The following is a 21,197-nucleotide window of genomic DNA, read 5'->3' on the forward strand; positions in this document are numbered from 1 at the left end:
CCTCGGTTAGGGATTGTCGATCTGAACATCAGAAAAACCGCGTCGGACGACGCAGGTTGGCAGGTGTGTGCCGCGCAACGCGCGCGGCGCCCGACTGCACGCGCGTGCGGCGCAGACTCGCACGTTTGTACCAGGTGGGCATGGCGCTCTGCTGGACGCGCCAGTTCTTGCGTTTGGGCGCGGCGGCCGGCGTACTAACTGGCCACGAGGTGGCACCACCGGTGCTGCCGCTGCCCCCGCTGCCAGCGTCTTCGAGCGCGCCGCCGGCGATGCTCGGCGACACCGACGTACCGCTATTCCATGCTTCGTTCAGTTCATTCTCATGCTTGCGCAGATTGTCCTGAACCGCCGTTTCGACATTGCTCGCGGCCTTCTCGAACTCGGTCTTCATGCGCCGCAATTCGTCGAGCTCGATTTCGCGCGTGACCTCGGCCTTCACGTCATTGATGTACCGTTGTGCGCGGCCGAACAGCGCGCCGGCCGTGCGAGCCACACGTGGCAGGCGCTCAGGCCCGAGGACGACCAGCGCGACGACGCCGATCAGCGCCATCTTGGTTAGACCGAGGTCCAGCATGAAATGGGGTGTCCGTCAGAAACGCGGGAACGGCGCGAACGCCGCGGCTTAGCGGTAGTCGCTCGATTGCTGCGTCTTTTCCTTCGCGTCCACGTCCACCGCGCCGTTGCGCGGCAACTCGCGCTGCTGCTGTTGCGCGTCGGCGGACGGCGAATCGGCATCCTTCATGCCTTCCTTGAAGCCCTTTACCGCGCCGCCCAGATCGCCACCGATGTTGCGCAGCTTCTTCGTGCCGAACACGAGCGCGACGATCAACAGAACGATCAACCAATGCCAAATACTCAACGAACCCATGACTACTCTCCTTAACCCCGGCGCCGCATCTCGATGCGGCAAATTTGCATAACCTGAAGCGCGTGCGCTTCGTCTCCATCTCACTCTACGTTACCGCACGTCGCCACGCCTCGCTGGCGATACGCCCGTGGTCTCCACCGATGTCATTGTGGCGAGACGATCGCGTCGACGTTATTACAGCGGTAAAAACAACGGTGGCGCTATTGTCCTCGACCAAAACTCGCGCCGGTTTGCGCATTTCACGCAGCGCGCATGACACGCGAGCCGGCACTCAGCCCATGCGTTGCCAGGGGCGCGGTCCCGCGAGAATGTGCAGGTGCAGGTGATACACCTCCTGACCACCGCCCGGACCGGTATTGATGACCGTGCGAAAGCCCGTTTCTCCGCCGCTGTATGCGACCCCCAATTGCTCGGCCAGTCGCGCGGCCAGCACAAGCATTCTACCAAGCAGAGGCGCGTCGCTTTCGACGCAGTTCGACAGCGTCGCGATGTGCTGGCGAGGAATCACCAGCACATGCGTTTCGGCCGCCGGCCGGATGTCGCGGAAGGCGACGAACTCGTCGTCTGCGTGGACTCGGGTCGACGGGATTTCGCCAGCGGCGATCTTGCAGAAAAGACAGTTCGGATCGTGACTCATCGTATTCCTGACGCGGTATGACTTGGGCGAGCGAAGCCGCGCGCGACGAGGTTCGACCCGAAAGCCGGCCCGCCCATGCGGACCGGCGAGCGTTCAGACCCAGCCGGCCGGATTCGCGAACGGCTTGTTATCGTACAGATACAGCCAGCCTTTGATAATACGGTACAACATCCATATGCTGACGGCCCACAGCAATGGAATGCCGATCACGACGAGCAACAGCAACGCACCGATCGCGTAACCGACGAGGCCCAGCCAGAACGTGCGGATTTGCCATTCGAAGTGCGCTTCGTACGGCGTGCCGGCCACGTCCGGCCGTTTGACGTAGTTGATGATGATCGCGATCAGAATGGTGAGCCCGCCGGTCAGCCAGTGAACCGCATACAGCGCATACAGCACGTGTGTGAGCGTGCGCAGGCTGCGCTCGCGTTCGGGCTCCATCGCGTGGCGGTAGACCGGCGGCGGATAGCTTTCTTGCGGCTGTTCCATGCTTGCGTCCTCCCGAAGGTGCGGTTACCGCTATATAGGTGCCGGCGCGCGCGACTTCAAGCGGAAGCGCCAGATTTCCGCTCCGCTTGCTCAGTCGCCGTTCTCGTCGCGCTCGCGGCTCTTGCGCAGCGCCTTTTCCTCGATGCCCGACAGGCCTTCGCGTCGCTCGAGCTCGGCGACCACGTCAGCGGGACTTAGATCGAAATGCGACAGCATCACGAGGCAGTGGAACCACAGATCCGCGACCTCGCCGACCAGCGCCTTAGGCGCGCCGCCGTGGCGCGCGTCTTTCGCGGCCAGCACGACTTCCGTGGCCTCTTCGCCGATCTTCTTCAGCACCGCGTCGTCGCCCTTGTGGAACAGGCGCGATACGTACGAGATGTCCGGATCGCCGCCCTTGCGGCTGTCGATCACCGCCGCGAGGCGCAGCAGCGTGTCGAGCGTGGAAGCCGTGGCGGGCGACGGGTTTTGCGTGGATTGCGTCATTTGTAGATGTGTTCGGGGTCTTTCAGCACGGGATCGACGGCCTGCCAGTCGCCGTCGTCCACCGAGCCTTCGAATTTCTGGAAAAAGCACGAGTGGCGGCCGGTATGGCACGCGATGCCCGATACCTGCTCGACTTTCAGCAGCACGACGTCTTCGTCGCAATCGAGTCGCACTTCATGCACATGCTGCACGTGGCCCGACTCCTCGCCCTTGAACCACAGGCGCTGGCGCGAGCGTGAGAAATACACCGCGCGGCCGGTCTCGACGGTCTTCGCGAGAGCCTCGCGGTTCATCCACGCGAACATCAACACGTCGTTCGTCGACGCTTCCTGCGCGATCACCGGCACGAGGCCGTTCGCGTCCCACTTGACCTTGTCGAGCCAGTTCACTGCCGAGGAATTCGTCACGTCACAACCTCACCGAAATGCCCTGGTCGGCCATGAAGCGCTTGGCCTCGCCGACCGTGTGTTCGCCATAGTGGAAGATGCTCGCGGCGAGCACCGCGTCCGCGTGACCGCTCGTGATGCCGTCGGCGAGATGCTGCAGATTGCCGACGCCGCCCGAAGCGATCACGGACACCGGCACTGCGTCCGACACCGCGCGCGTGAGGGCGAGGTCGAAGCCGCTCTTAGTGCCGTCGCGATCCATGCTGGTCAACAGGATTTCGCCGGCGCCGAGCTCGGCCATCTTGCGCGCCCATTGAACCGCGTCGAGGCCGGTGGCCTTGCGCCCGCCGTGCGTGAAGACTTCCCAGCGCGGCGTTTCGCCGTCGGCCGAGACGCGCTTCGCATCGATCGCCACGACGATGCACTGCGAGCCGTATTTGTCGGTCGCGTCCTTCACGAGTTGCGGATTCGCGATCGCCGACGAGTTCATGCTGATCTTGTCGGCGCCCGCGTTCAGCAGGCGCCGCACGTCTTCAACCGCGCGCACGCCGCCGCCGACCGTCAGCGGAATGAACACCTGCGAGGCGACCGCCTCGATGATCGGCAGAATCAGATCGCGCTGATCGGAGGTCGCGGTGATGTCGAGGAACGTGAGTTCGTCGGCGCCCTGATCGTCGTAACGGCGAGCGATTTCGACCGGGTCGCCCGCGTCGCGCAGTTCGACGAAGTTGACGCCCTTGACCACGCGGCCCGCGGTGACGTCGAGACAGGGGATGATGCGTTTAGCTAGAGCCATGATCGTGCAATTTTGCCAATACCGCTGATGAGGCCGCTCGCTTGCGGGCAAGCGGCACGGTGGCCGGCGCGAGCGGTTGCGTCGCGCCGCGAGTGAGGTGCCGGCCGCAAGCTGGCGAGATTCCGGGCGCGTGATCGTGCGACGCCGTCTACCACTCTGCCGCCGTTCGAGCGAGCGCCGCAAGCCGAGGTGAGCACCACGCAGGCGGCCAGCGCAACCTGCCCGGCGCGCGCAGCCGACGCCGCGCTTAAGCGTCGTCCGCTTCGCGCAGCCGGTCCGCGAGCGTTTGCGCGGCCCCGAAGTCGAGGTCGCCCGAATAGATCGCGCGGCCGCAGATCACGCCTTCGATGCCCTCGCCTTCGACTTCGCACAGCGATTCGATGTCGGCGAGGTTCGACAGACCGCCGCTCGCGATCACCGGAATCTTGACCGCGCGCGCGAGGCGCACCGTCGCTTCGATGTTGATACCTTGCAGCATGCCGTCGCGGCCGATGTCGGTGTAGATGATCGACTCGCAGCCGTAGTCCTCGAACTTGCGCGCGAGGTCGGCCACTTCGTGACCGGTCAGCTTGCTCCAGCCGTCGGTGGCGACCTTGCCGTCTTTCGCGTCGAGACCGACGATGATGTGACCGCCGAACGCGGTGCACGCGTCCTGCAGAAAGCCGGGGTTCTTCACCGCCGCGGTGCCGATGATCACGTACGATAAACCGTCGTCCAGATAGCGCTCGATCGTGTTCAGGTCGCGGATGCCGCCGCCCAGCTGAACCGGAATCTGGCCGCCCACTTCATCGATGATCGCGCGGATTGCATCGCCGTTTTTCGGCTTGCCGGCAAACGCGCCGTTCAGGTCGACCAGATGCAGTCGACGCGCGCCGCGGTCGACCCAATGTCGGGCCATGGCCGCCGGTTCCTCGGAGAAAATCGTCGCCTGGTCCATATCGCCCTGTTTGAGGCGTACACACTGACCGTCTTTCAGGTCGATGGCGGGAATCAGCAGCATAGCAATCGGGTGTTATCTGGGAGTGGATTGAAGGTCGGCGGCAGCGGCTGGCGAGTCAGCCCGCCGCAATACCGTCTCGCTAGTTTAGTACAACTCGTTCGGCGCTCCAGTGGGGCGCCGGTCGGATGCGGGACCGGGACACCGCGCGACGCGCGCGCGGCAACGGGATGAAAAAAGGCGTTCACGGGTTCCAGTGCACGAAGTTGCGATACACGCGCAAACCCGCGTCGGCGCTCTTTTCAGGGTGGAATTGGGTGGCAAAGATGTTATCCCGCGCTACCGCCGAGGTAAAGGGCGCGCCGTAGACCGTTTCGCCCGACGTATGCGCCGGGTCGTCCGGCACCACGTAGTAGCTGTGCACGAAGTAGAAGAACGCGTTGTCGGCGACGCCGTCCCAAAGCGGATGCGGCTGCGCCTGACGCACGCGGTTCCAGCCCATCTGCGGGACCTTGAAGCGCGAGCCGTCGTCCTGCACCTGGCCTTCTAGCTCGAAACGCACGACCTTGCCGGGCAACAGACCCAGACCCGGCGTGTCGCCCTCGGCGCTCCAGTCGAACAGCATCTGCTCGCCGACGCACACGCCCATCAGCGGCTTGCTGCGGGACGCCTCGACGACCGCTTGCTGCAAACCGGACGCACCGAGACTGCGCATGCAGTCAGGCATCGCGCCTTGGCCCGGCAGCACCACGCGGTCGGCCGCGCGGATCGCTTCCGGACGATCGACGATCGCCACGTCCGCTTCCGGCGCGGCTTTGCGCAGTGCCTGGGCAACCGAGCGCAGGTTGCCCATTCCGTAATCCACAATCGCTATCGAAGTTTTCATTTCAAGTTTGGCCGCTCTGCCCCCGATCCATCGATACCGCCGCGCCGCGTCGAACGACGTGCCGGCATGGACGGTCATGTCCGATGGGTCGCCTGAAGGCGGGTGGCTGAAGACGTTGGAGGCGTTGAAACCCGTGTTAAAGCCTGTTACGGCCGTTGCGTTAGAGGCTGCCCTTGGTCGACGGAATCTGCCCGGCTGCGCGCTCGTCGAGTTCGACGGCCATGCGCAGCGCGCGCCCGAACGCCTTGAATACCGTTTCGATCTGATGGTGAGCGTTGATGCCGCGCAGGTTGTCGATGTGCAGCGTCACGCCGGCATGGTTCACGAAGCCGCGGAAGAATTCGATCGACAGGTCGACGTCGAACGTGCCGATGCGCGCGCGCGTGAACGGCACGTGGAATTCGAGGCCCGGACGGCCGGAGAAATCGATCACGACGCGCGACAGCGCTTCGTCGAGCGGCACGTAGGAATGACCATAGCGGCGGATGCCCTTGCGATCGCCGATCGCCTTCGCGACTGCCTGGCCGAGCGTGATGCCGGTGTCTTCGACCGTGTGGTGGTCGTCGATGTGCAGGTCGCCATGCGCTTCGATCTCGAGGTCGAACAACCCGTGGCGGGCGAACTGGTCGAGCATGTGGTCCAGGAAAGGCACACCGGTGGCCAGCTTCTGCTGGCCGGTGCCATCCAGGTTGATCTTCACACGGATCTGCGTTTCGCTAGTGTTGCGAACGACTTCCGCAAGGCGCATGGCAATTCCTCGAATCTGGCTTGAAAGCGCTAGTAATGTGGGGTGGAAAAATGGCGGGCTGCACAGTGCAGCCGCTTTTATGCCGCCGCTCGGCGCGGCGGATTACCGCAACACGAGTTTCAGCCCGGCGAGCAAGTGGGCGTTTTCTTTCGGCGAACCGACGGTCAAACGCACGCAATTGACCAGCAATGGATGCATTTTACTCACGTTTTTGATCAGAATCCGCGCCGTTAGCAGAGTTTCGAAAAGCACCGACGCATCCGGCACGCGCACGAGCAGGAAGTTGCCCGCGCTCGGGAACACTTCGGCGCCCGGTAGCGCCGCTACCGCCCGCGCGAGCTTCGTGCGCTCGTCGCGCAATTGCGCGGCCTGCGCGTCGAGCACGCCGATGTGGTCGAGCAGGAAATCGGCGGCGGCCTGCGTCAACACGTTGGTGTTGTACGGCGGGCGCACCTTGTCGAACTCGGTCAGCCACGCGGGCTTGCCGACCAGGTAACCAAGGCGGATGCCGGCGAGGCCCAGCTTCGATACCGTGCGCATCACGACGACGTTGTCGAACTGATCGGCGCGCGGCAGCCAGCTCTTCTGCGCGAACGGCTGATACGCCTCGTCGATGACGATCAGGCTCTTGCTCGCCGCGGCGATGATGCGCTCGATTTCGGCGTCATCGAACAGCGTGCCGGTCGGGTTGTTCGGATACGCGAGATAGACGATCGCCGGTTCGTGCTCGGCGATCGCCGCGAGCATCGCGTCGGTGTCGAGCGTGAAGTCGGGTTTCAACGGCACGCCGACGAATTCCAGATTCGCCAGCTTCGCCGACATCTGATACATGACGAAGCCCGGCACCGGCGCGAGCACCTTCGCGCCTGGCTTCGCGCACGCGACCGACATGATGCTGATGATTTCATCCGAGCCGTTGCCGAGCAACACGTCGCAACCCGCCGGCACGCCCATCACGTGACGGATGCGCTCGATCAGCTGCTCGGGACGCGGCGCCGGATAACGGTTCAGCGCGACGCCGGCCAGGCGCTCGCCGAGATGCGCGGCAAGTTCCGGCGGCAGCGGAAACGGGTTTTCCATCGCGTCGAGCTTGATGAAGCCGGTGGCGTCCGGAACCGGGTAGCTCGTCATTGCGAGCACGTCGCTGCGGATGATGTCTTGAGGTCTCGTCATAGCTTCGGGGGCCGGGCCGTGCGAAGAACGCCGGGACGGCGTCGTCGGCGCAGGGCCGCTCGGGGTTGGTCTCTGTCGTCGTTATTGAACGGGCGTTGGGCTCCGCCGCGCGCCAGCGTTATCACGCGATCCGCGTCAGCCGCGTTCGTGGTTGTTCTGCCGCATCCGGTATTCGGCGCTGCGTGCGTGCGCTTGCAGACCTTCGCCGTATGCGAGTTCCGCGGCGATCTCGCCGAGCGTCTGCGCACCGTCCGCGCTAACCTCGATCAGGCTCGAACGCTTGAAGAAATCATAGACGCCGAGCGGTGACGAAAACCGTGCGGTACGCGACGTCGGCAGCACGTGGTTCGGGCCCGCGCAGTAGTCGCCGAGACTCTCGCTCGTGTAACGGCCAAGGAAGATCGCGCCTGCGTGACGGATCTGCTGCGCCCACTGATGCGGCTCCAGCGCCGAGATTTCGACGTGCTCCGGCGCGATGTCGTTGGCGATCGCGCAGGCCTCGGCCATGTCGCGCACCTTGATCAGCGCGCCGCGGTTTTCGAGCGATGTACGGATCACTTCGTGGCGCGGCATGGCGGGCAGCAGTTCGTCGATCGCTTCGCGCACGCGCGCGATGAACGCGTCGTCCGGGCACAGCAGGATCGACTGCGCGAGCTCGTCGTGCTCGGCTTGCGAGAACAGGTCCATCGCGACCCAGCGCGGATCGGTCGTGCCGTCGCACAGCACGAGGATTTCCGACGGCCCGGCGATCATGTCGATGCCGACCGTGCCGAACACGCGCCGCTTCGCCGACGCGACATACGCGTTGCCAGGGCCGCAGATCTTGTCGACCGCGGGGATGGTCTGCGTGCCGTACGCGAGCGCGCCCACCGCCTGCGCGCCGCCGATCGTGAATACACGATCGACGCCGCCCAGCAGAGCCGCCGCGAGCACGAGCGGATTCTTCACGCCGTCCGGCGTCGGTACCACCATCACGATTTCGCGCACGCCGGCCACGCGCGCCGGAATCGCGTTCATCAGCACCGACGACGGATACGCGGCCTTGCCACCCGGCACATAGATCCCCGCGCGATCGAGCGGCGTGACCTTCTGGCCGAGCACGGTGCCATCGGCCTCGGTGTACTGCCAGCTATGGCTGCCGCACTCGATCTTCTGCTTCTCGTGATAGCCGCGCACACGCGCCGCCGCCGCTTCGAGCGCCGCACGCCGCTTCGGCTCGAGACTTTCGAGCGCAGCCTCGAGCTCCGACATCGGCAGCTCGAGTTCGGCCACGCTTTTCGCATCGATGCGATCGAAGCGATTCGTGTACTCGAGCACGGCGTCGTCGCCGCGCGCCTTCACGTCGTTCAGAATCTGCGCGACCGCGCGCTCGATGGCTTCATCTTCGCTCGCCTCGAACGCGAGCACCGCGTGCAGCGACTTGTGGAAGTCGCGAGCGGTGGAATCGAGTTTGCGAATCTTGGTAGACATACGGGTATCCGTTTCGGTAAGGCGCGCTATCAGGGCGACGTCACGTTGCCATCGTCAGTCAGGCCGCCGGGGCGCCGGCATTCGACGACGCATTGGCAAACGCGTCGAGAATCGGCCGCAACGCGGCGCGTTTGAGCTTCAGCGCTGCCTGGTTCACCACGAGGCGCGACGAAATCTGCATGATCTCCTCCACCTCGACGAGATTGTTCGCGCGCAGCGTATTGCCCGAGCTGACCAGGTCGACGATCGCGTCGGCGAGGCCGACCAGCGGCGCGAGTTCCATCGAACCGTACAGCTTGATCAGATCGACGTGAACGCCCTTGGCGGCAAAATGCTCACGTGCGGTTTCAACGTACTTGGTCGCGACACGCAGACGCGCGCCCTGGCGCACCGCGTTCGCATAATCGAAACCCGCCGCGACCGCGACCGACATCCGGCAACGCGCGATGTCGAGGTCGACCGGCTGATACAGGCCGCCGCCGCCATGCTCGAGCAGCACGTCTTTGCCGGCCACACCGAAGTCGGCCGCGCCGTACTCCACATAGGTCGGCACGTCGGTTGCGCGCACGATGATCACGCGCAGGTTCGGGTCGGTGGTCGGCAGGATCAGCTTGCGCGAGCTCTCCGGATCTTCCGCCACCTCGATGCCGGCCGCCGCGAGCAGAGGCAGCGTTTCCTCGAAGATACGCCCTTTCGACAACGCGAGCGTGAGCGGCGCGCGCACCGCCGGCGACGACGACGTTTGCGGCATCGAGCTCATGCCTCGCTCCCGGAAACGCGACGCACCTTCGCGCCGATCGCGTTGAGCTTCGCTTCCATGCGATCGTAGCCACGATCGAGGTGATAGATCCGGTCGATCAGCGTCTCACCCTCGGCGCGCAGCGCGGCAATCACGAGACTCGCGGACGCGCGCAGATCGGTGGCCATCACCTTCGCGCCGGACAGTTTCTCGACGCCGGTTACGAGCGCCGTGTTGCCGTCGATCGTGATGCTCGCGCCGAGACGGTTCAGCTCCTGGACGTGCATGAAACGGTTTTCGAAGATCGTCTCCACGACTTGCGACGTACCGTCCGCGATCGTGTTGAGCGCCATGAACTGCGCCTGCATGTCGGTCGGAAACGCCGGGTATTCGGAGGTGCGGAACGTGACCGCGCTAGGGCGCTTGTCCATGCGCACGCGCATCCAGTCGTCGCCTTCCTCGACCGTGACGCCCGCTTCGCGCAACTTTTCGGTGACGGCTTCGAGCAGCAGCGGACGCATCTTGCGCAGCGTGACGTCGCCGCCGGCTGCCGCGACCGCGCACAGGAAAGTGCCCGCTTCGATGCGGTCCGGAATCACCGTGTGCTTCGCACCGTGCAGCTTGTCGACCCCATGGATCACCAGACGGTCGGTGCCGATGCCTTCGATCTTCGCGCCCATCGCGACGAGCAGATGCGCGAGGTCGACCACTTCGGGTTCGCGCGCGGCGTTCTCGATGACCGTTTCGCCATCGGCGAGCACCGCCGCCATCAGCAGGTTCTCTGTGCCGGTCACGGTGATCATGTCGGTGACGATGCGCGCGCCCTTCAGACGCTTCGCGCGCGCTTCGATGAAGCCGTGCTCGATCGTGATCTCGGCGCCCATCGCCTGCAGACCCTTGATGTGCTGATCGACCGGACGCGCGCCGATCGCGCAGCCGCCCGGCAGCGACACGCGCGCATGACCGAAGCGCGCGACGAGCGGACCGAGCACGAGGATCGACGCGCGCATCGTCTTCACCATCTCGTACGGCGCGACGAGGTTGTCGACCTTCGACGCGTCGAGCGCGACGCGCCCTTCGCCCGCTTCGATCCGCACGCCCATCTGGCCGAGCAGCTTGAGCATCGTGCGCACGTCCTGCAGATCGGGCACGTTCTCCAGATGCACCGGATCGGCGCTCAGCAGACCCGCGCACAGGATCGGCAATGCCGCGTTTTTCGCACCCGAGACGACAACTTCACCGGAGAGCGGGTAGCCACCTTCAATGATGAGTTTATCCATGCCTGTCGGTTCCTGATCGGCCCGGTTCGCGTCCGGACCTGCCTTGTCTGTGTTCGGCGCGCCGCTAGCGGTGTCGCGCCCTTCCTGAGTAATTCGCACTAAATTTCCAGATTACGCGTTCTGCCATTCGGCGGGCGTCAGCGTCTTCATGCTGAGCGCGTGGATTTCTTCGCGCATGCGGTCGCCGAGCGCCGCATACACGAGTTGGTGACGCTGGATCAGGCGCTTGCCTTCGAAGTTCGGCGAGACGATCGTCGCAAAGAAATGCTGACCGTCGCCTTCGACTTCAAGATGCTCGCACGCGAGTCCAGCTGAAATGTACTGTTTGACCTGTTCGGGAGTCGGCAACATGAGAGAAGCTCCTCGTCAGTGGCGCAGCTTGTAGCCGGTAGCGAGCATGCGCATCGCCACGACGGCCAGCACCACGAAGAAACCGGCGACGATCGCGAGGCTCACCAGCGGGTCGATATCCGACACGCCGAAAAAGCCATAGCGAAAGCCGTCGATCATGTAGAAAAACGGATTGAGCCGCGATACTTCTCGCCACACCGGCGGCAGCGTATGCGTCGAGTAGAACACGCCCGACAGGAACGTGAGCGGCATGATCAGAAAATTCTGGAACGCAGCGAGCTGGTCGAACTTCTCGGCCCAGATGCCGGCGATCAGACCCAGCGTGCCGAGGATCGCCGCGCCGAACATCGCGAAGACGATGATGTAGAGCGGCGCGGTGAACGCGAGCGGCACGAACCAGATGGTCACGATGAACACGCCGAAGCCGACACAAAGGCCGCGCGCCATGGCCGCGAGGACGTAGGCCGCGAACATCTCGTAGTGCGACAGCGGCGGCAGCAGCACGAACACGAGGTTGCCGGTGATCTTCGATTGAATCAGCGAAGAAGAACTATTCGCGAACGCGTTCTGCAGCACGCTCATCATCACGAGGCCCGGAATCAGGAAACTCGTGTATTCGACGCCCGGATAGACCTGCACGTGGCCGCGCAGCGCGTGGCCGAAGATGGTCAGGTAAAGCAGCGCGGTGATGACCGGCGCGAGTACGGTCTGGAACGACACCTTCCAGAAGCGCAGCAGTTCTTTATAGAACAGCGTGCCAAATCCACTGTAGCCGCTCATGCAAGCCCCTCGATCACTTCCGGACCGTTCATCACCTGAACGAATACGTCTTCGAGGTCGGCCTTGCGGACCTCGATTTCTTCGAATGTACAACCGGCCGCGCGGCATTGCGCGAGGATACGCTCGACGTCGTCGTAGCTCGTCAGGCGCAGCAGATGCTGTCTGCCATTGCCGTTGCTCGCGCCGCTTTCCGCCTCGAGCGGACGCAGCTCGGCAGGTAGCACACCCTGCGCGAACCGCACGAACAGCTGCATGCCGGCGAAACGCTGCAGCAGCGTGCTGGTGCGATCGAGCGCAACGACCTCGCCACGGCGCAGCATCGCGATGCGGTCGCACAGCGATTCGGCCTCTTCCAGGTAGTGCGTCGTCAGCACGATCGTGTGGCCTTCGCGATTCAGGCGCGAGATGAACTTCCACAGCGTCTGGCGCAGCTCGACGTCGACACCGGCGGTCGGTTCGTCGAGCACGATCACCGGGGGACGGTGCACGAGCGCCTGCGCGACCAGCACGCGACGCTTCATGCCGCCCGACAGCGCTCGCATGTTGGCATCCGCTTTTTCGGTGAGATCGAGATTGGCCATGATCTCGTCGATCCACGCGTCGTTGTTGCGCAGCCCGTAGTAGCCCGACTGGATGCGCAAGGTTTCGCGCACAGTGAAGAACGGATCGAACACCAGCTCCTGCGGCACCACGCCGAGCGCGCGGCGCGCGTTGCGGAAATCGTCGACGACGTCATGACCGCGCACCGCGATGCTGCCTTCGTCGGCGCGCGCGAGACCCGCGAGAATGCTGATCAGCGTCGTCTTGCCCGCGCCGTTCGGACCAAGCAGTCCGAAGAACTCGCCTTCTTCGACCGTGAGGCTGACGCCCTTGAGCGCCTGCAAATCCTTGTAGCGCTTCTTGACGTTACGAATTTCTATGGCTGACATGACTATGGGCCGCGTGCGTCGCGGCGCCTCAAGTAGCCCCGATGGAGCCTGGGGACGAGCAAATGCTGGAAGAAACGGAACCGGGGCCGATTAGGGGGCCAGTTCAACGCCCCAAAAAAACGTTTGATTATAGGGCAAAAACTGGCACCCCCGGCTTGGCCGAAAGGAGGGAGACGACGCTAGAGGAGCGTCAATGTCGTGCTGACGCAACCATGCCGGAGGCGACTGCAGAGAGAAGTGTATCGACGCCGTAGGCCTGCGCGAGACTGGCGAGACCAGCCGGAAGATTAACGATTTCGAACTTGCCGCCACGCGCCGCCGCGGCCCGCACCCACGCGAGCAGTACGGCGAGCGCCGACGAATCGAATTGCGTGAGCGGCGCACAGTCGACGCCGCCCGCGCCCGCCGCGATGCGTTGCAGACCCGCCGCGAGCGTGGCCTTCGCGCTCTCGTGGGTCAGCGTCGCGCCGCTGTCGAAGCGGTTCGCGACCGCGTTCAGCACGTCGTTCACGACTGTTTGCCCGCGGCGAGCTGCTGATTGCGCTGCGTGAGGAACTGGATAAGTCCGTCCACGCCCTTCTGCTGGATCTGCTCGTTGAACTGCTGCTGATACGCCTGGATCAGCCACGCGCCGAGGACGTTGATGTCATACACGCGCCAGCCTTGCGGCGTCTTGTACAGGCGGTAGTCGAGTTCGATCGGCTGGCCGTTGTTCATCACGACCGAGCGCACCACCGTGTCGGTGTCGTCCGGGTTCATGCGGAACGGCTTGTACTGGATCTGCTGGTCGCGCACCTGCGCGAGCGCGCCCGAGTACGTGCGGATCAGCAGCATCTTGAACTGTTCGACCACCTGGTTCTGCTGCTCGGGCGTCGCGGTGCGCCAGTTGCGGCCCATCGCGAGCTGCGTGGTGCGGCGGAAATCGGTGTACGGCAGGATCTTTTCATTGACGAGCGCCGTGATGTGCGTGATGTCGCCCTGCTGGATCGACTTGTCGCCGCGAATCGCGTCGATTACCTGCTGGGTGACGGTCTTGATCAGCGCGTCGGGCGAGTTGGTGTCGACGGTTTGCGCCGAAGCACCGGCGCTGACGAACGAAAACAACGCGGCAAACAACGGAATCAGGAAGAATTTTTTCATATCGAGCTTTGCCTCAAAAATAGTGCAACGGTTTGAACCGACCTTATCACGCGAGTTCGACGGCGATCCATGCGCAAACTGCGAGAGTCGTATCGATCTGTTACGGCTGCACGTTCAATGCAATCTTAAGGACGGAAAGTTGAAGCGCGTGGGCGGCACAAACTGACCGGCCGGAATCTGGGTTTCGGGGCTGCCGTTCAGGTCGAGCGGCGGTGCTGCGGTGCCCGACGCGGCCTCGGGTGCCGACGCGCCCTGTGGCGTGGCCACGGCCGCGCCGGATGCAGGAACCGCCTTGGCCGCAGCACCCTGCGTACCCGCGGCGGCGCCTGCCGCGCCGGTTACGGCGCCGGCCGGCGCGCCTGCCGCACCCGTAGCCGCGCCCGTCGCGGCACCCGTGTCGCCTTCCTCGTACTTCGGCAGCGGCGCTTCCTCGTCATAGCTCGGAAGTTCCTGCGGACGCCGGCGGTTATCCGACAACAGATACTGACGGCGCTGCAGATACGCATTCCGCACGAACGAGTATTTGTCGAGCGCCGCGGCTTCCAGCAGGTTGCTCGCGCCGAGCAGATTCGCGCGCGTGTTGACGATGTTCAGGCCATACAGCGCCCAGCTCAGGCCCGACGGACTGATGTAGCTGACCGGGTTCACGTAGTAATTGCCGATCGAGCCGACCGCGTCGCGCACCGTACTCGGCCCGAAAAGCGGCAGCACCAGGTAGGGTCCTGCTGGCACGCCGTAGTGACCGAGCGTCAGGCCGAGGTCGTTGTCGTGCTTCGGCAGCTTCGCGAGCGTCGCGACGTCGAACAGACCGCCGACGCCGAACAGCGTGTTGATCACGATCCGCATGACGTCGGACACGCCGTCCGCGATGCGCAGTTGCAGCAGGTTGTTCGCCGCGATGTAGACGTCGCCGATGTTCGAGAAGAAGTTCGTCACGCTGTCCCGAACCGGCTGCGGCGTGACCCGAACATAGCCCTGCGCAACCGGCTTCAGTGCGTACTGGTCGATCTTGTCGTTGACGGTGAAGATCGTGCGGTTCAGCCCTTCGAACGGGTCGCCCTTGGTAGGCGTCTGCACGGTCGTGCAACCGGCGAGCAGCGCAGCCGCCACGGCGACCTTGCCGAACTGTAGGACGCGCGCGCCGCTGCGCGGGGTCTGCAGTGTCGTCTGCATCTAGTTCTCCTTGTTGGCCTTACTGGGCGGCAGAGCCGGAAGCCGGCGCGCCCGGCGCCGGTGCGGGGGCCGACGCAGCGGGCTTTGCCGCGCCGGAATCCGCGGCCTTGCTGTACAGGAACTGGCCGATCAGATTTTCCAGCACGATCGCCGATTGCGTCATCGAGATCGTATCGCCCGCCTTGAGCATTTCCGAGTCGCCGCCCGGCTCGAGTCCGACGTACTGCTCGCCGAGCAGACCCGAGGTCAGGATCTTCGCCGAGGTGTCTCTCGGAAACTGGTATTGCTTGTCGATGTCGATCGTGACGAGCGCCTGGTAGGCGTTGCTATCGAAGCCGATCGACGCGACCCGCCCGACCGTCACGCCGGCGCTCTTCACCGGCGCGCGTGGCTTCAGCCCGCCGATGTTGTCGAACTTCAGCTTGACCGGGTAGGTTGCCTGGAACGACAACGAGCTCATGTTGCCGGCCTTCAGCGCAAGAAACAGCAACGCCACGAAACCCAGCACCACGAACAGGCCGACCCAGAAGTCGAGAGCATTCTTTTTCATCGTCATCCTAAAGTGAATCCGCCGCGCCGCCGCCTCCAGCCGTGCGCGGCGCATGATGCGCCGCCGGCAGCCGGCGCGCTGCGCGGTCTTAGCTGAACATCAGTGCGGTCAGCAGGAAATCGAGCCCGAGCACCGCGAGCGACGCGTACACGACCGTGCGGGTCGTCGCGCGCGACACGCCTTCCGGCGTCGGCTTCGCCTCGTAGCCCTGAAACAGCGCGATGAAGGTCACCGCGAGGCCGAACACCACACTCTTGACGACCCCGGCGCCGACATCGCGCCACACGTCGACGCCGCTTTGCATCTGCGACCAGAACGCGCCGGCATCGACGCCGATCAGCAGCACGCCCACCACGTAACCACCGAGGACACCGACCGCGCTGAAGATCGCCGCGAGGATCGGCATCGACACAATGCCCGCCCACAGGCGCGGCGCGATCACGACCTTGACCGGATCGACGGCCATCATTTCCATCGCGGTGAGCTGCTCGCCCGCCTTCATCAGGCCGATTTCGGCGGTGAGGGACGTGCCCGCGCGCCCGGCGAACAGCAGCGCGGTCACGACGGGCCCGAGCTCACGCACGAGCGACAGCGCGACCAGCAGCCCAAGCGCCTGCTCGGAGCCGTAGCGGTTCAGCGTGTAATAGCCCTGCAGCCCGAGCACGAAACCGACGAACAGCCCCGACACCGCGATGATCACCAGCGAATAATTACCGACGAAGTGGATCTGCTTCGTGACAAGACGCGGGCGGCGCAGCAGCGGAAAAAATTCGAGCACGAGGCGCAGGAAGAAGCGCGTCGCGTAGCCGGCGTTGCCGAGCCCGGTGATGACCGAGCGACCGATCGCACTGGTCATGACTGGCCTCCGCCGATGCCGAAGTCCGCCGCGAGCGGCGTCTTGGCCGGATAGTGGAATCTGAACGGGCCGTCTGGCGCGCCGTCGATGAACTGCCGCACGGTCGGATCGGTCGACGCGCGCAGTTCGTCCGGCGTGCCCTCGGCGAGCACACCGCCGTTTGACAGGAAGTACACGTAGTCGGCGATTGCGAATGATTCCGGCACGTCGTGCGTGACGAGAATCGACGTGGCGCCGAGCGCCCGGTTCAGCGTGCGGATCAGGTTCGCGGTGATGCCGAGCGAGATCGGGTCGAGACCGGCGAACGGCTCGTCGTACATCATCAGTTCGGGGTCGAGCGCGATTGCGCGCGCAAGCGCCACGCGCCGCGCCATGCCGCCCGAAATTTCCGACGGCGGCAGGTCGCGCGCACCGCGCAGCCCGACCGCGTTGAGCTTCATCAGCACTAGGTCGCGTAGCAGTTCTTCGGGGAGATCGGTGTGCTCGCGCAGCGAGAAGGCGACGTTTTCGAACACCGACATGTCGGTGAACAGCGCGCCGAACTGGAACAGCATGCCCATCTTGCGGCGCAGCGCGTAAAGGCCTTCGCGCGTCTGCTCGCCGATGTCCTGGCCGTGGAACAGCACCTGGCCGCGCTGCGCACGCACGAGGCCGCCGATCAGCCGCAGCACCGTGGTCTTGCCGCAACCCGAGCCGCCCATGACCGCGACGACCTGACCGCGACGAAAGCGCAGATTCAGATTCGACAGGACGAGCCGGTCGCCGTAACCGAAGTCGACGTCGCGCAGCTCGAGTAAGGTCTCGGGATAGGAAGGCACCAAACTGACGATCCTTTTACAGGGAAGGCCGAATTATAGGGCCATCGTGCAAAAGCTGCCGTGAGGTGCCCCGTTCCTTGACTATGCCTGACGATTATTGCGTAAACATGTGTTGCAACGCGGAGACGGCGGCGGCCGGATCGGCCGCTTCGGTGACCGCGCGCACCACGGCCGCGCAGCCGACGCCCGTCGCGAGCACGTCCGGCAGCACCTGCAGATCGATCCCGCCGATCGCGACGAGCGGCACCACACCGTCGAGCAGCCGCACGTAGCGTGCGAGGCGCCGCAAGCCCTGCGGCGCGGTCGGCATCACTTTGGTGGTGGTCGGGAACACGGCGCCCAACGCAATATAGCTCGGACGGAAATGCAGCGCCTTCAGCATCTCGTAGAAGCCGTGAGTCGACAGACCGAGCCGGATGCCCGCCTCGGCCAGCGCGGACAGATCCGCCATATGCACGTCTTCCTGGCCGAGGTGTACGCCGTACGCGCCCGCCTCGAGCGCCGCCTGCCAGTGGTCGTTGATGAACACCTGCGCGTCGTGCGCGCGGCCGGCCGCCACGCAGCGGGTGATTTCGCGCTTCAGCGCGTCGGCGGGTTCGGCCGACTTGCGGCGCAACTGCACCGTCTTCACGCCGAAGCCGACCACCCGTTCGACCCAGTCCGCGGTCGGCAGCACCGGATACAGGCCGAGCTTTTCCGAGCAGCGCGGGAACACCTGGACGGGCGCCTCCGGCAGGCCGGCAACGCGTGGAAAGCGCGCGAGGTCGGCAGGGAACGCGTCGTCGGCGCGGGTTTCGTCGCCGTCGCGCCACGCGAGCGCGAGCACCAGCGCGTCGTGCGGATCGAAACCGCAGTCGAGGAACGCGGCCAGCGCAGGGATCCAGTCTTCCGCCAGATGCCCTTCGAGGCCGTATTTCTCGCCGCCCAGATGCAGCGTCGCGCGGTTTTCCGCGGCGACGATCACGCCCGCGCCACGCGTCAGCCAGCGCGCGATCTGCTCGCCGTGCTGCTGCGCGTCGGCGATGACGATCAGGTCGCCACCGTTCGGTTCATCGGGCGCGGTCAGGCAGATGCGCCACGGCGCGTGCATCGGCGGCCAGTCGCCGAGTCGCGCGCGGATGCGCTCGGCGGCCTCGATGAGTTCGTCGGCCGTCGGCCAGAATAGATCGCGATTCTTCAGCGTCAACGATTGAGTCATGCGGCACCTCCATCCTGATGCCAGAACGGCATGCCGACCACCGGCGTGCTCGCGTGCGCGCTCTCGCGCTCGGCCATCGGGCCCGCGAGGTACGCTTGCCGGCCCGCCTCGACCCCCAGCGCGAACGCCCGCGCCATTGCGTCGGGATGCGTTGCCTGCGATACGGCCGTGTTCAGCAGCACGCCGTCGAAGCCCCACTCCATCACCTGGGCCGCGTGCGACGGCACGCCGAGACCGGCGTCGACGATCAGCGCCACATCCGGCAGCCGCTCGCGCAGGACGCGCAGCCCGTACGGATTGATCACGCCCTTGCCAGTGCCGATCGGCGCGCCCCACGGCATCAGCGCCTCGCAGCCGGCATCGAGCAGACGGCGGCCGATCACCAGGTCTTCGGTGCAGTACGGCAGCACCTTGAAGCCATCCTTGACGAGCCGCGCGGCGGCCTCGATCAGGCCGACCGGGTCGGGCTGCAGCGTGTAGTCGTCGCCGATCAGTTCGAGCTTGATCCACTCGGTCTCGAAGATTTCACGCGCCATGTGCGCGGTCGTCACCGCTTCGCCGACGCTCAGGCAGCCCGCCGTGTTTGGCAGCAGCGGCACGCCGTGGCGCTTGAGCAGATCGAAGAAGCCGGCTTCGGCGTGGCCCTCGTTCATCTGACGGCGCAGTGCGACGGTCACCATGCCGGGACGCGCGGCGTCGATCGAATCGGACAGCGACTGCAGCGACGGGTAGCGCGACGTGCCGAGGAGCACGCGGCTCGCGAAAGTTTGACCGTATAGCGTCAGCGCGTCGGCGGTTTCGTGAGAAGTCATTTGCATCATCCTGGTTTGCCGCCGCGGCCTTGCGCCGACAGTGTTGCGGCAACGGGTTTTCGGCGACGGTTTTTTGGCGTCCGGTGGGCGACAGGCTGGCGCGAGCGCGCTCAGCCGCCCGCGACTGGCTGCACGACGTCGAGCCGGTCGCCCGTTTGCAACGCGCGCGCCGCATGCTGCGTACGCGCGACGAAATCACCGTTCAGCGCGACCGCGAACGGCGGACGCGCGCCAAAGGCGGCGAGCGCATCGGCGACAGTCGCGCCCTCGGGCAGCGACAACGGCTTCTGATTGATATGAATGTCCATGGTGTTCGAATACGGTTCAATCGATGGCGAAAGCGGCATCGTGTGCGGCACGAAGGCCGCCACGCTCAGGCCGGCTCCCGCGCGAATTCCTGCTGGAACAGCTCGCTCCAGCACGCGTCGCGCCGCCAGCCGGCGAATGCGTCGGCGTCACCGACGCGGCCGTCGAGCAGCGCGCTGGCGAAGCGCACGGCTTCGTCGGCGACTTCGGGCGCGATCATATAGCCATGACGGTACAGGCCGTTCACACGCAGCGTGCGCGCGCCGTCCCACAGCAGCGCGGGACGGTGATCGGGCAAAGTCGGCCGGCATTGCGAATTCAGCTCGAGGATGCGCGCCTCGCCGAAGCCCGGATGCACCGAAAACGCCGCGCTCAGCAACTCGAGCGCCGAGCGCACGCTGACGGGCGACATGTCCTCGCCCTCTATCTCCGTCGCGCCGATCACGTAAAGACCGTTCTGCTTCGGCGCGATATACAGCGGGTAGCGCGGATGCAGCAGCCGCACCGGGCGCGTCAGCTGCAGGTGAGGCGCATGCACGCGCGCAACTTCGCCGCGGATGCCGCGCAGCGTCGGCAGCACCGGCTTCGCGCCGAGCCCGCGGCAATCGATGGTGATGCCGGCCTCGGGCAGCGATGCGTCGTCGATCGGCGTGTTCCAGTGCGTGTCGACGCCGCGCTCGGCAAGCCCCGCCGCGAGCGCGGACAGCACCTGGCGGTTGTCGAGCTGGCCTTCGCGCGGCAGCAGCCACCCCTGGTTGAAGCGGCCGGCCAACGCGGGTTCGGCGGCGCCGAGCTGCGCACCCGCGAGCGCGATGAAGCCGCCGTCGAGCAACTCGGCCGGCGCGTTCGCGCGCACGCGGCGCTCAAACAGCGGCGCCTCGGTGCGGTCCGCGTGATGCCAGACGACGAGCGTGCCGTTGCGCTGGAAAAACACCGGCTCCGGCAGTTCGGCAAGCACACGCGGCCAGCTTTCGAGCGAACTCGCGCCGAGCCGCGTGATCAACGGTTCGGCGCTTGCAGCTTCGGCCAGCGGCGCGAGCATCGCCGCGGCGACCCACGCCGCAGCCTGCGAACCGGTGGCATCGCCGCGCTCGTAGAGCGCCACGCGATGCCCGTCGCCCGCGAGGCGCCACGCGACCAGCCGGCCGCACAGGCCGCCGCCGAGCACGGCGAAATCGGGTCGGGGGGAACGGTTCATCGCGTGCGCTCCATTCGATTACGGCGGGCAAGCCGGGAGCGGCACGGCACGCACGAGGCGGCGTGACGAAGAGAAGAATGCATGTCTGAAGAATAGGCGGTCATCGAGTCCTTTCCGTACGGCCAAAAAACGCACGTACCCAGGACGAAACCGGCGGGTGAAGCCGGCCGGTCACGGCGCGCGCATGTCAG

27 protein-coding genes are annotated in these 21,197 nt (G+C 65.3%); all 27 read right to left on the reverse strand.

What is annotated here, in order from left to right; genetic code table 11:
• Positions 1 to 28: 28 nt before the first annotated feature.
• The 27 genes from tatB to F6X42_RS21105 all read right to left on the reverse strand — a co-directional run bounded on the left by tatB (position 29) and on the right by F6X42_RS21105 (position 21,006).
• Entirely contained in the window at positions 29 to 574 is a 546-nt protein-coding gene (gene tatB / locus F6X42_RS20975; RefSeq protein ID WP_187636051.1) for a Sec-independent protein translocase protein TatB, read from the reverse strand.
• Between the two features lie 48 nt (positions 575 to 622).
• Positions 623 to 868 (reverse strand): Sec-independent protein translocase subunit TatA, encoded by a 246-nt coding sequence (gene tatA, locus F6X42_RS20980; protein WP_187636052.1) that lies wholly within the window; start codon positions 866 to 868, stop codon positions 623 to 625.
• Positions 869 to 1,139: 271 nt separating this feature from the next.
• The gene (locus tag F6X42_RS20985) at positions 1,140 to 1,505 is read right to left on the reverse strand and encodes a histidine triad nucleotide-binding protein (RefSeq protein WP_187636053.1); all 366 of its coding nucleotides are present in this window, start codon (positions 1,503 to 1,505) and stop codon (positions 1,140 to 1,142) included.
• Positions 1,506 to 1,598: 93 nt separating this feature from the next.
• Positions 1,599 to 1,994 (reverse strand): DUF4870 family protein, encoded by a 396-nt coding sequence (locus tag F6X42_RS20990; RefSeq protein ID WP_187636054.1) that lies wholly within the window; start codon positions 1,992 to 1,994, stop codon positions 1,599 to 1,601.
• Between the two features lie 90 nt (positions 1,995 to 2,084).
• Positions 2,085 to 2,480: a phosphoribosyl-ATP diphosphatase gene (locus F6X42_RS20995; protein ID WP_187636055.1), complete on the reverse strand. Its 396-nt coding sequence runs from the start codon at positions 2,478 to 2,480 to the stop codon at positions 2,085 to 2,087.
• Positions 2,477 to 2,887 (reverse strand): phosphoribosyl-AMP cyclohydrolase, encoded by a 411-nt coding sequence (gene hisI / locus F6X42_RS21000; RefSeq protein ID WP_187636056.1) that lies wholly within the window; start codon positions 2,885 to 2,887, stop codon positions 2,477 to 2,479. Before hisI ends, F6X42_RS20995 begins: the two co-directional genes overlap by 4 nt.
• Position 2,888: 1 nt before the next feature.
• Positions 2,889 to 3,662 carry an imidazole glycerol phosphate synthase subunit HisF gene (gene hisF / locus F6X42_RS21005; protein ID WP_187636057.1) on the reverse strand — a complete coding sequence of 258 codons (774 nt, stop codon included), beginning with the start codon at positions 3,660 to 3,662 and terminating at the stop codon, positions 2,889 to 2,891.
• A gap of 247 nt (positions 3,663 to 3,909) precedes the next feature.
• Entirely contained in the window at positions 3,910 to 4,662 is a 753-nt protein-coding gene (gene hisA, locus F6X42_RS21010) for a 1-(5-phosphoribosyl)-5-[(5-phosphoribosylamino)methylideneamino]imidazole-4-carboxamide isomerase (protein WP_027199018.1), read from the reverse strand.
• 181 nt (positions 4,663 to 4,843) lie between these two features.
• Positions 4,844 to 5,485: an imidazole glycerol phosphate synthase subunit HisH gene (gene hisH, locus F6X42_RS21015; protein ID WP_187636058.1), complete on the reverse strand. Its 642-nt coding sequence runs from the start codon at positions 5,483 to 5,485 to the stop codon at positions 4,844 to 4,846.
• Positions 5,486 to 5,645: 160 nt separating this feature from the next.
• A complete protein-coding gene (gene hisB / locus F6X42_RS21020) occupies positions 5,646 to 6,233 on the reverse strand; it encodes an imidazoleglycerol-phosphate dehydratase HisB (protein ID WP_187636059.1) in 588 nt (195 codons plus the stop codon).
• Positions 6,234 to 6,335: 102 nt separating this feature from the next.
• A complete protein-coding gene (gene hisC, locus F6X42_RS21025; RefSeq protein WP_187636060.1) occupies positions 6,336 to 7,406 on the reverse strand; it encodes a histidinol-phosphate transaminase in 1,071 nt (356 codons plus the stop codon).
• A 135-nt stretch (positions 7,407 to 7,541) separates the two neighbouring features.
• Positions 7,542 to 8,876, reverse strand: a complete 1,335-nt coding sequence (gene hisD, locus F6X42_RS21030; RefSeq protein WP_187636061.1) for a histidinol dehydrogenase — start codon at positions 8,874 to 8,876, stop codon at positions 7,542 to 7,544.
• Positions 8,877 to 8,934: 58 nt separating this feature from the next.
• Positions 8,935 to 9,636, reverse strand: coding sequence for an ATP phosphoribosyltransferase (hisG, locus tag F6X42_RS21035; RefSeq protein WP_187636062.1), 702 nt, complete (start codon positions 9,634 to 9,636; stop codon positions 8,935 to 8,937).
• Entirely contained in the window at positions 9,633 to 10,895 is a 1,263-nt protein-coding gene (gene murA, locus F6X42_RS21040; protein ID WP_187636063.1) for a UDP-N-acetylglucosamine 1-carboxyvinyltransferase, read from the reverse strand. The genes hisG and murA overlap by 4 nt, the downstream gene beginning before the upstream one ends.
• Positions 10,896 to 11,006: 111 nt before the next feature.
• The gene (locus tag F6X42_RS21045) at positions 11,007 to 11,246 is read right to left on the reverse strand and encodes a BolA family protein (RefSeq protein WP_187636064.1); all 240 of its coding nucleotides are present in this window, start codon (positions 11,244 to 11,246) and stop codon (positions 11,007 to 11,009) included.
• A gap of 15 nt (positions 11,247 to 11,261) precedes the next feature.
• Positions 11,262 to 12,026, reverse strand: coding sequence for an ABC transporter permease (locus F6X42_RS21050; RefSeq protein WP_187636065.1), 765 nt, complete (start codon positions 12,024 to 12,026; stop codon positions 11,262 to 11,264).
• Positions 12,023 to 12,955 (reverse strand): ABC transporter ATP-binding protein, encoded by a 933-nt coding sequence (locus F6X42_RS21055; RefSeq protein ID WP_187636066.1) that lies wholly within the window; start codon positions 12,953 to 12,955, stop codon positions 12,023 to 12,025. Before F6X42_RS21055 ends, F6X42_RS21050 begins: the two co-directional genes overlap by 4 nt.
• A 190-nt stretch (positions 12,956 to 13,145) precedes the next feature.
• The gene (locus tag F6X42_RS21060; RefSeq protein ID WP_187636067.1) at positions 13,146 to 13,466 is read right to left on the reverse strand and encodes an STAS domain-containing protein; all 321 of its coding nucleotides are present in this window, start codon (positions 13,464 to 13,466) and stop codon (positions 13,146 to 13,148) included.
• The gene (locus tag F6X42_RS21065) at positions 13,463 to 14,095 is read right to left on the reverse strand and encodes an MlaC/ttg2D family ABC transporter substrate-binding protein (RefSeq protein ID WP_187636068.1); all 633 of its coding nucleotides are present in this window, start codon (positions 14,093 to 14,095) and stop codon (positions 13,463 to 13,465) included. Before F6X42_RS21065 ends, F6X42_RS21060 begins: the two co-directional genes overlap by 4 nt.
• A gap of 114 nt (positions 14,096 to 14,209) precedes the next feature.
• A complete protein-coding gene (locus tag F6X42_RS21070; protein WP_187636069.1) occupies positions 14,210 to 15,268 on the reverse strand; it encodes an MlaA family lipoprotein in 1,059 nt (352 codons plus the stop codon).
• A 19-nt stretch (positions 15,269 to 15,287) separates the two neighbouring features.
• Positions 15,288 to 15,818, reverse strand: a complete 531-nt coding sequence (gene mlaD / locus F6X42_RS21075; RefSeq protein WP_187636070.1) for an outer membrane lipid asymmetry maintenance protein MlaD — start codon at positions 15,816 to 15,818, stop codon at positions 15,288 to 15,290.
• Positions 15,819 to 15,906: 88 nt separating this feature from the next.
• Positions 15,907 to 16,674 (reverse strand): lipid asymmetry maintenance ABC transporter permease subunit MlaE, encoded by a 768-nt coding sequence (mlaE, locus tag F6X42_RS21080; RefSeq protein WP_187636071.1) that lies wholly within the window; start codon positions 16,672 to 16,674, stop codon positions 15,907 to 15,909.
• Positions 16,671 to 17,495, reverse strand: coding sequence for an ABC transporter ATP-binding protein (locus tag F6X42_RS21085; RefSeq protein ID WP_222945662.1), 825 nt, complete (start codon positions 17,493 to 17,495; stop codon positions 16,671 to 16,673). Before F6X42_RS21085 ends, mlaE begins: the two co-directional genes overlap by 4 nt.
• A gap of 91 nt (positions 17,496 to 17,586) precedes the next feature.
• On the reverse strand, positions 17,587 to 18,690 hold the full coding sequence (gene thiE, locus F6X42_RS21090) for a thiamine phosphate synthase (RefSeq protein WP_187636073.1): 1,104 nt from the start codon (positions 18,688 to 18,690) through the stop codon (positions 17,587 to 17,589).
• Entirely contained in the window at positions 18,687 to 19,502 is an 816-nt protein-coding gene (locus F6X42_RS21095; protein ID WP_187636074.1) for a thiazole synthase, read from the reverse strand. The genes thiE and F6X42_RS21095 overlap by 4 nt, the downstream gene beginning before the upstream one ends.
• A 110-nt stretch (positions 19,503 to 19,612) precedes the next feature.
• Complete coding sequence (gene thiS, locus F6X42_RS21100; RefSeq protein ID WP_187636075.1) at positions 19,613 to 19,810, reverse strand: sulfur carrier protein ThiS; 198 nt, start codon at positions 19,808 to 19,810, stop codon at positions 19,613 to 19,615.
• 65 nt (positions 19,811 to 19,875) lie between these two features.
• A complete protein-coding gene (locus tag F6X42_RS21105) occupies positions 19,876 to 21,006 on the reverse strand; it encodes an FAD-dependent oxidoreductase (protein ID WP_187636076.1) in 1,131 nt (376 codons plus the stop codon).
• Between the last annotated feature and the right edge of the window lie 191 nt (positions 21,007 to 21,197).

The organism is Paraburkholderia podalyriae, from assembly GCF_014397785.1.
Taxonomy (GTDB): domain Bacteria; phylum Pseudomonadota; class Gammaproteobacteria; order Burkholderiales; family Burkholderiaceae; genus Paraburkholderia; species Paraburkholderia podalyriae.

Coding starts and splice junctions, on each gene's coding strand:
- tatB (WP_187636051.1), bottom strand. CDS start 574: ATGCTGGACCTCGGTCTAACCAAGATGGCGCTGATCGGCGTCGTCGCG.
- tatA (WP_187636052.1), bottom strand. CDS start 868: ATGGGTTCGTTGAGTATTTGGCATTGGTTGATCGTTCTGTTGATCGTC.
- F6X42_RS20985 (WP_187636053.1), bottom strand. CDS start 1,505: ATGAGTCACGATCCGAACTGTCTTTTCTGCAAGATCGCCGCTGGCGAA.
- F6X42_RS20990 (WP_187636054.1), bottom strand. CDS start 1,994: ATGGAACAGCCGCAAGAAAGCTATCCGCCGCCGGTCTACCGCCACGCG.
- F6X42_RS20995 (WP_187636055.1), bottom strand. CDS start 2,480: ATGACGCAATCCACGCAAAACCCGTCGCCCGCCACGGCTTCCACGCTC.
- hisF (WP_187636057.1), bottom strand. CDS start 3,662: ATGGCTCTAGCTAAACGCATCATCCCCTGTCTCGACGTCACCGCGGGC.
- hisA (WP_027199018.1), bottom strand. CDS start 4,662: ATGCTGCTGATTCCCGCCATCGACCTGAAAGACGGTCAGTGTGTACGC.
- hisH (WP_187636058.1), bottom strand. CDS start 5,485: ATGAAAACTTCGATAGCGATTGTGGATTACGGAATGGGCAACCTGCGC.
- hisB (WP_187636059.1), bottom strand. CDS start 6,233: ATGCGCCTTGCGGAAGTCGTTCGCAACACTAGCGAAACGCAGATCCGT.
- hisC (WP_187636060.1), bottom strand. CDS start 7,406: ATGACGAGACCTCAAGACATCATCCGCAGCGACGTGCTCGCAATGACG.
- hisD (WP_187636061.1), bottom strand. CDS start 8,876: ATGTCTACCAAGATTCGCAAACTCGATTCCACCGCTCGCGACTTCCAC.
- hisG (WP_187636062.1), bottom strand. CDS start 9,636: ATGAGCTCGATGCCGCAAACGTCGTCGTCGCCGGCGGTGCGCGCGCCG.
- murA (WP_187636063.1), bottom strand. CDS start 10,895: ATGGATAAACTCATCATTGAAGGTGGCTACCCGCTCTCCGGTGAAGTT.
- F6X42_RS21045 (WP_187636064.1), bottom strand. CDS start 11,246: ATGTTGCCGACTCCCGAACAGGTCAAACAGTACATTTCAGCTGGACTC.
- F6X42_RS21050 (WP_187636065.1), bottom strand. CDS start 12,026: ATGAGCGGCTACAGTGGATTTGGCACGCTGTTCTATAAAGAACTGCTG.
- F6X42_RS21055 (WP_187636066.1), bottom strand. CDS start 12,955: ATGTCAGCCATAGAAATTCGTAACGTCAAGAAGCGCTACAAGGATTTG.
- F6X42_RS21065 (WP_187636068.1), bottom strand. CDS start 14,095: ATGAAAAAATTCTTCCTGATTCCGTTGTTTGCCGCGTTGTTTTCGTTC.
- F6X42_RS21070 (WP_187636069.1), bottom strand. CDS start 15,268: ATGCAGACGACACTGCAGACCCCGCGCAGCGGCGCGCGCGTCCTACAG.
- mlaD (WP_187636070.1), bottom strand. CDS start 15,818: ATGAAAAAGAATGCTCTCGACTTCTGGGTCGGCCTGTTCGTGGTGCTG.
- mlaE (WP_187636071.1), bottom strand. CDS start 16,674: ATGACCAGTGCGATCGGTCGCTCGGTCATCACCGGGCTCGGCAACGCC.
- thiE (WP_187636073.1), bottom strand. CDS start 18,690: ATGACTCAATCGTTGACGCTGAAGAATCGCGATCTATTCTGGCCGACG.
- F6X42_RS21095 (WP_187636074.1), bottom strand. CDS start 19,502: ATGACTTCTCACGAAACCGCCGACGCGCTGACGCTATACGGTCAAACT.
- thiS (WP_187636075.1), bottom strand. CDS start 19,810: ATGGACATTCATATCAATCAGAAGCCGTTGTCGCTGCCCGAGGGCGCG.
- F6X42_RS21105 (WP_187636076.1), bottom strand. CDS start 21,006: ATGAACCGTTCCCCCCGACCCGATTTCGCCGTGCTCGGCGGCGGCCTG.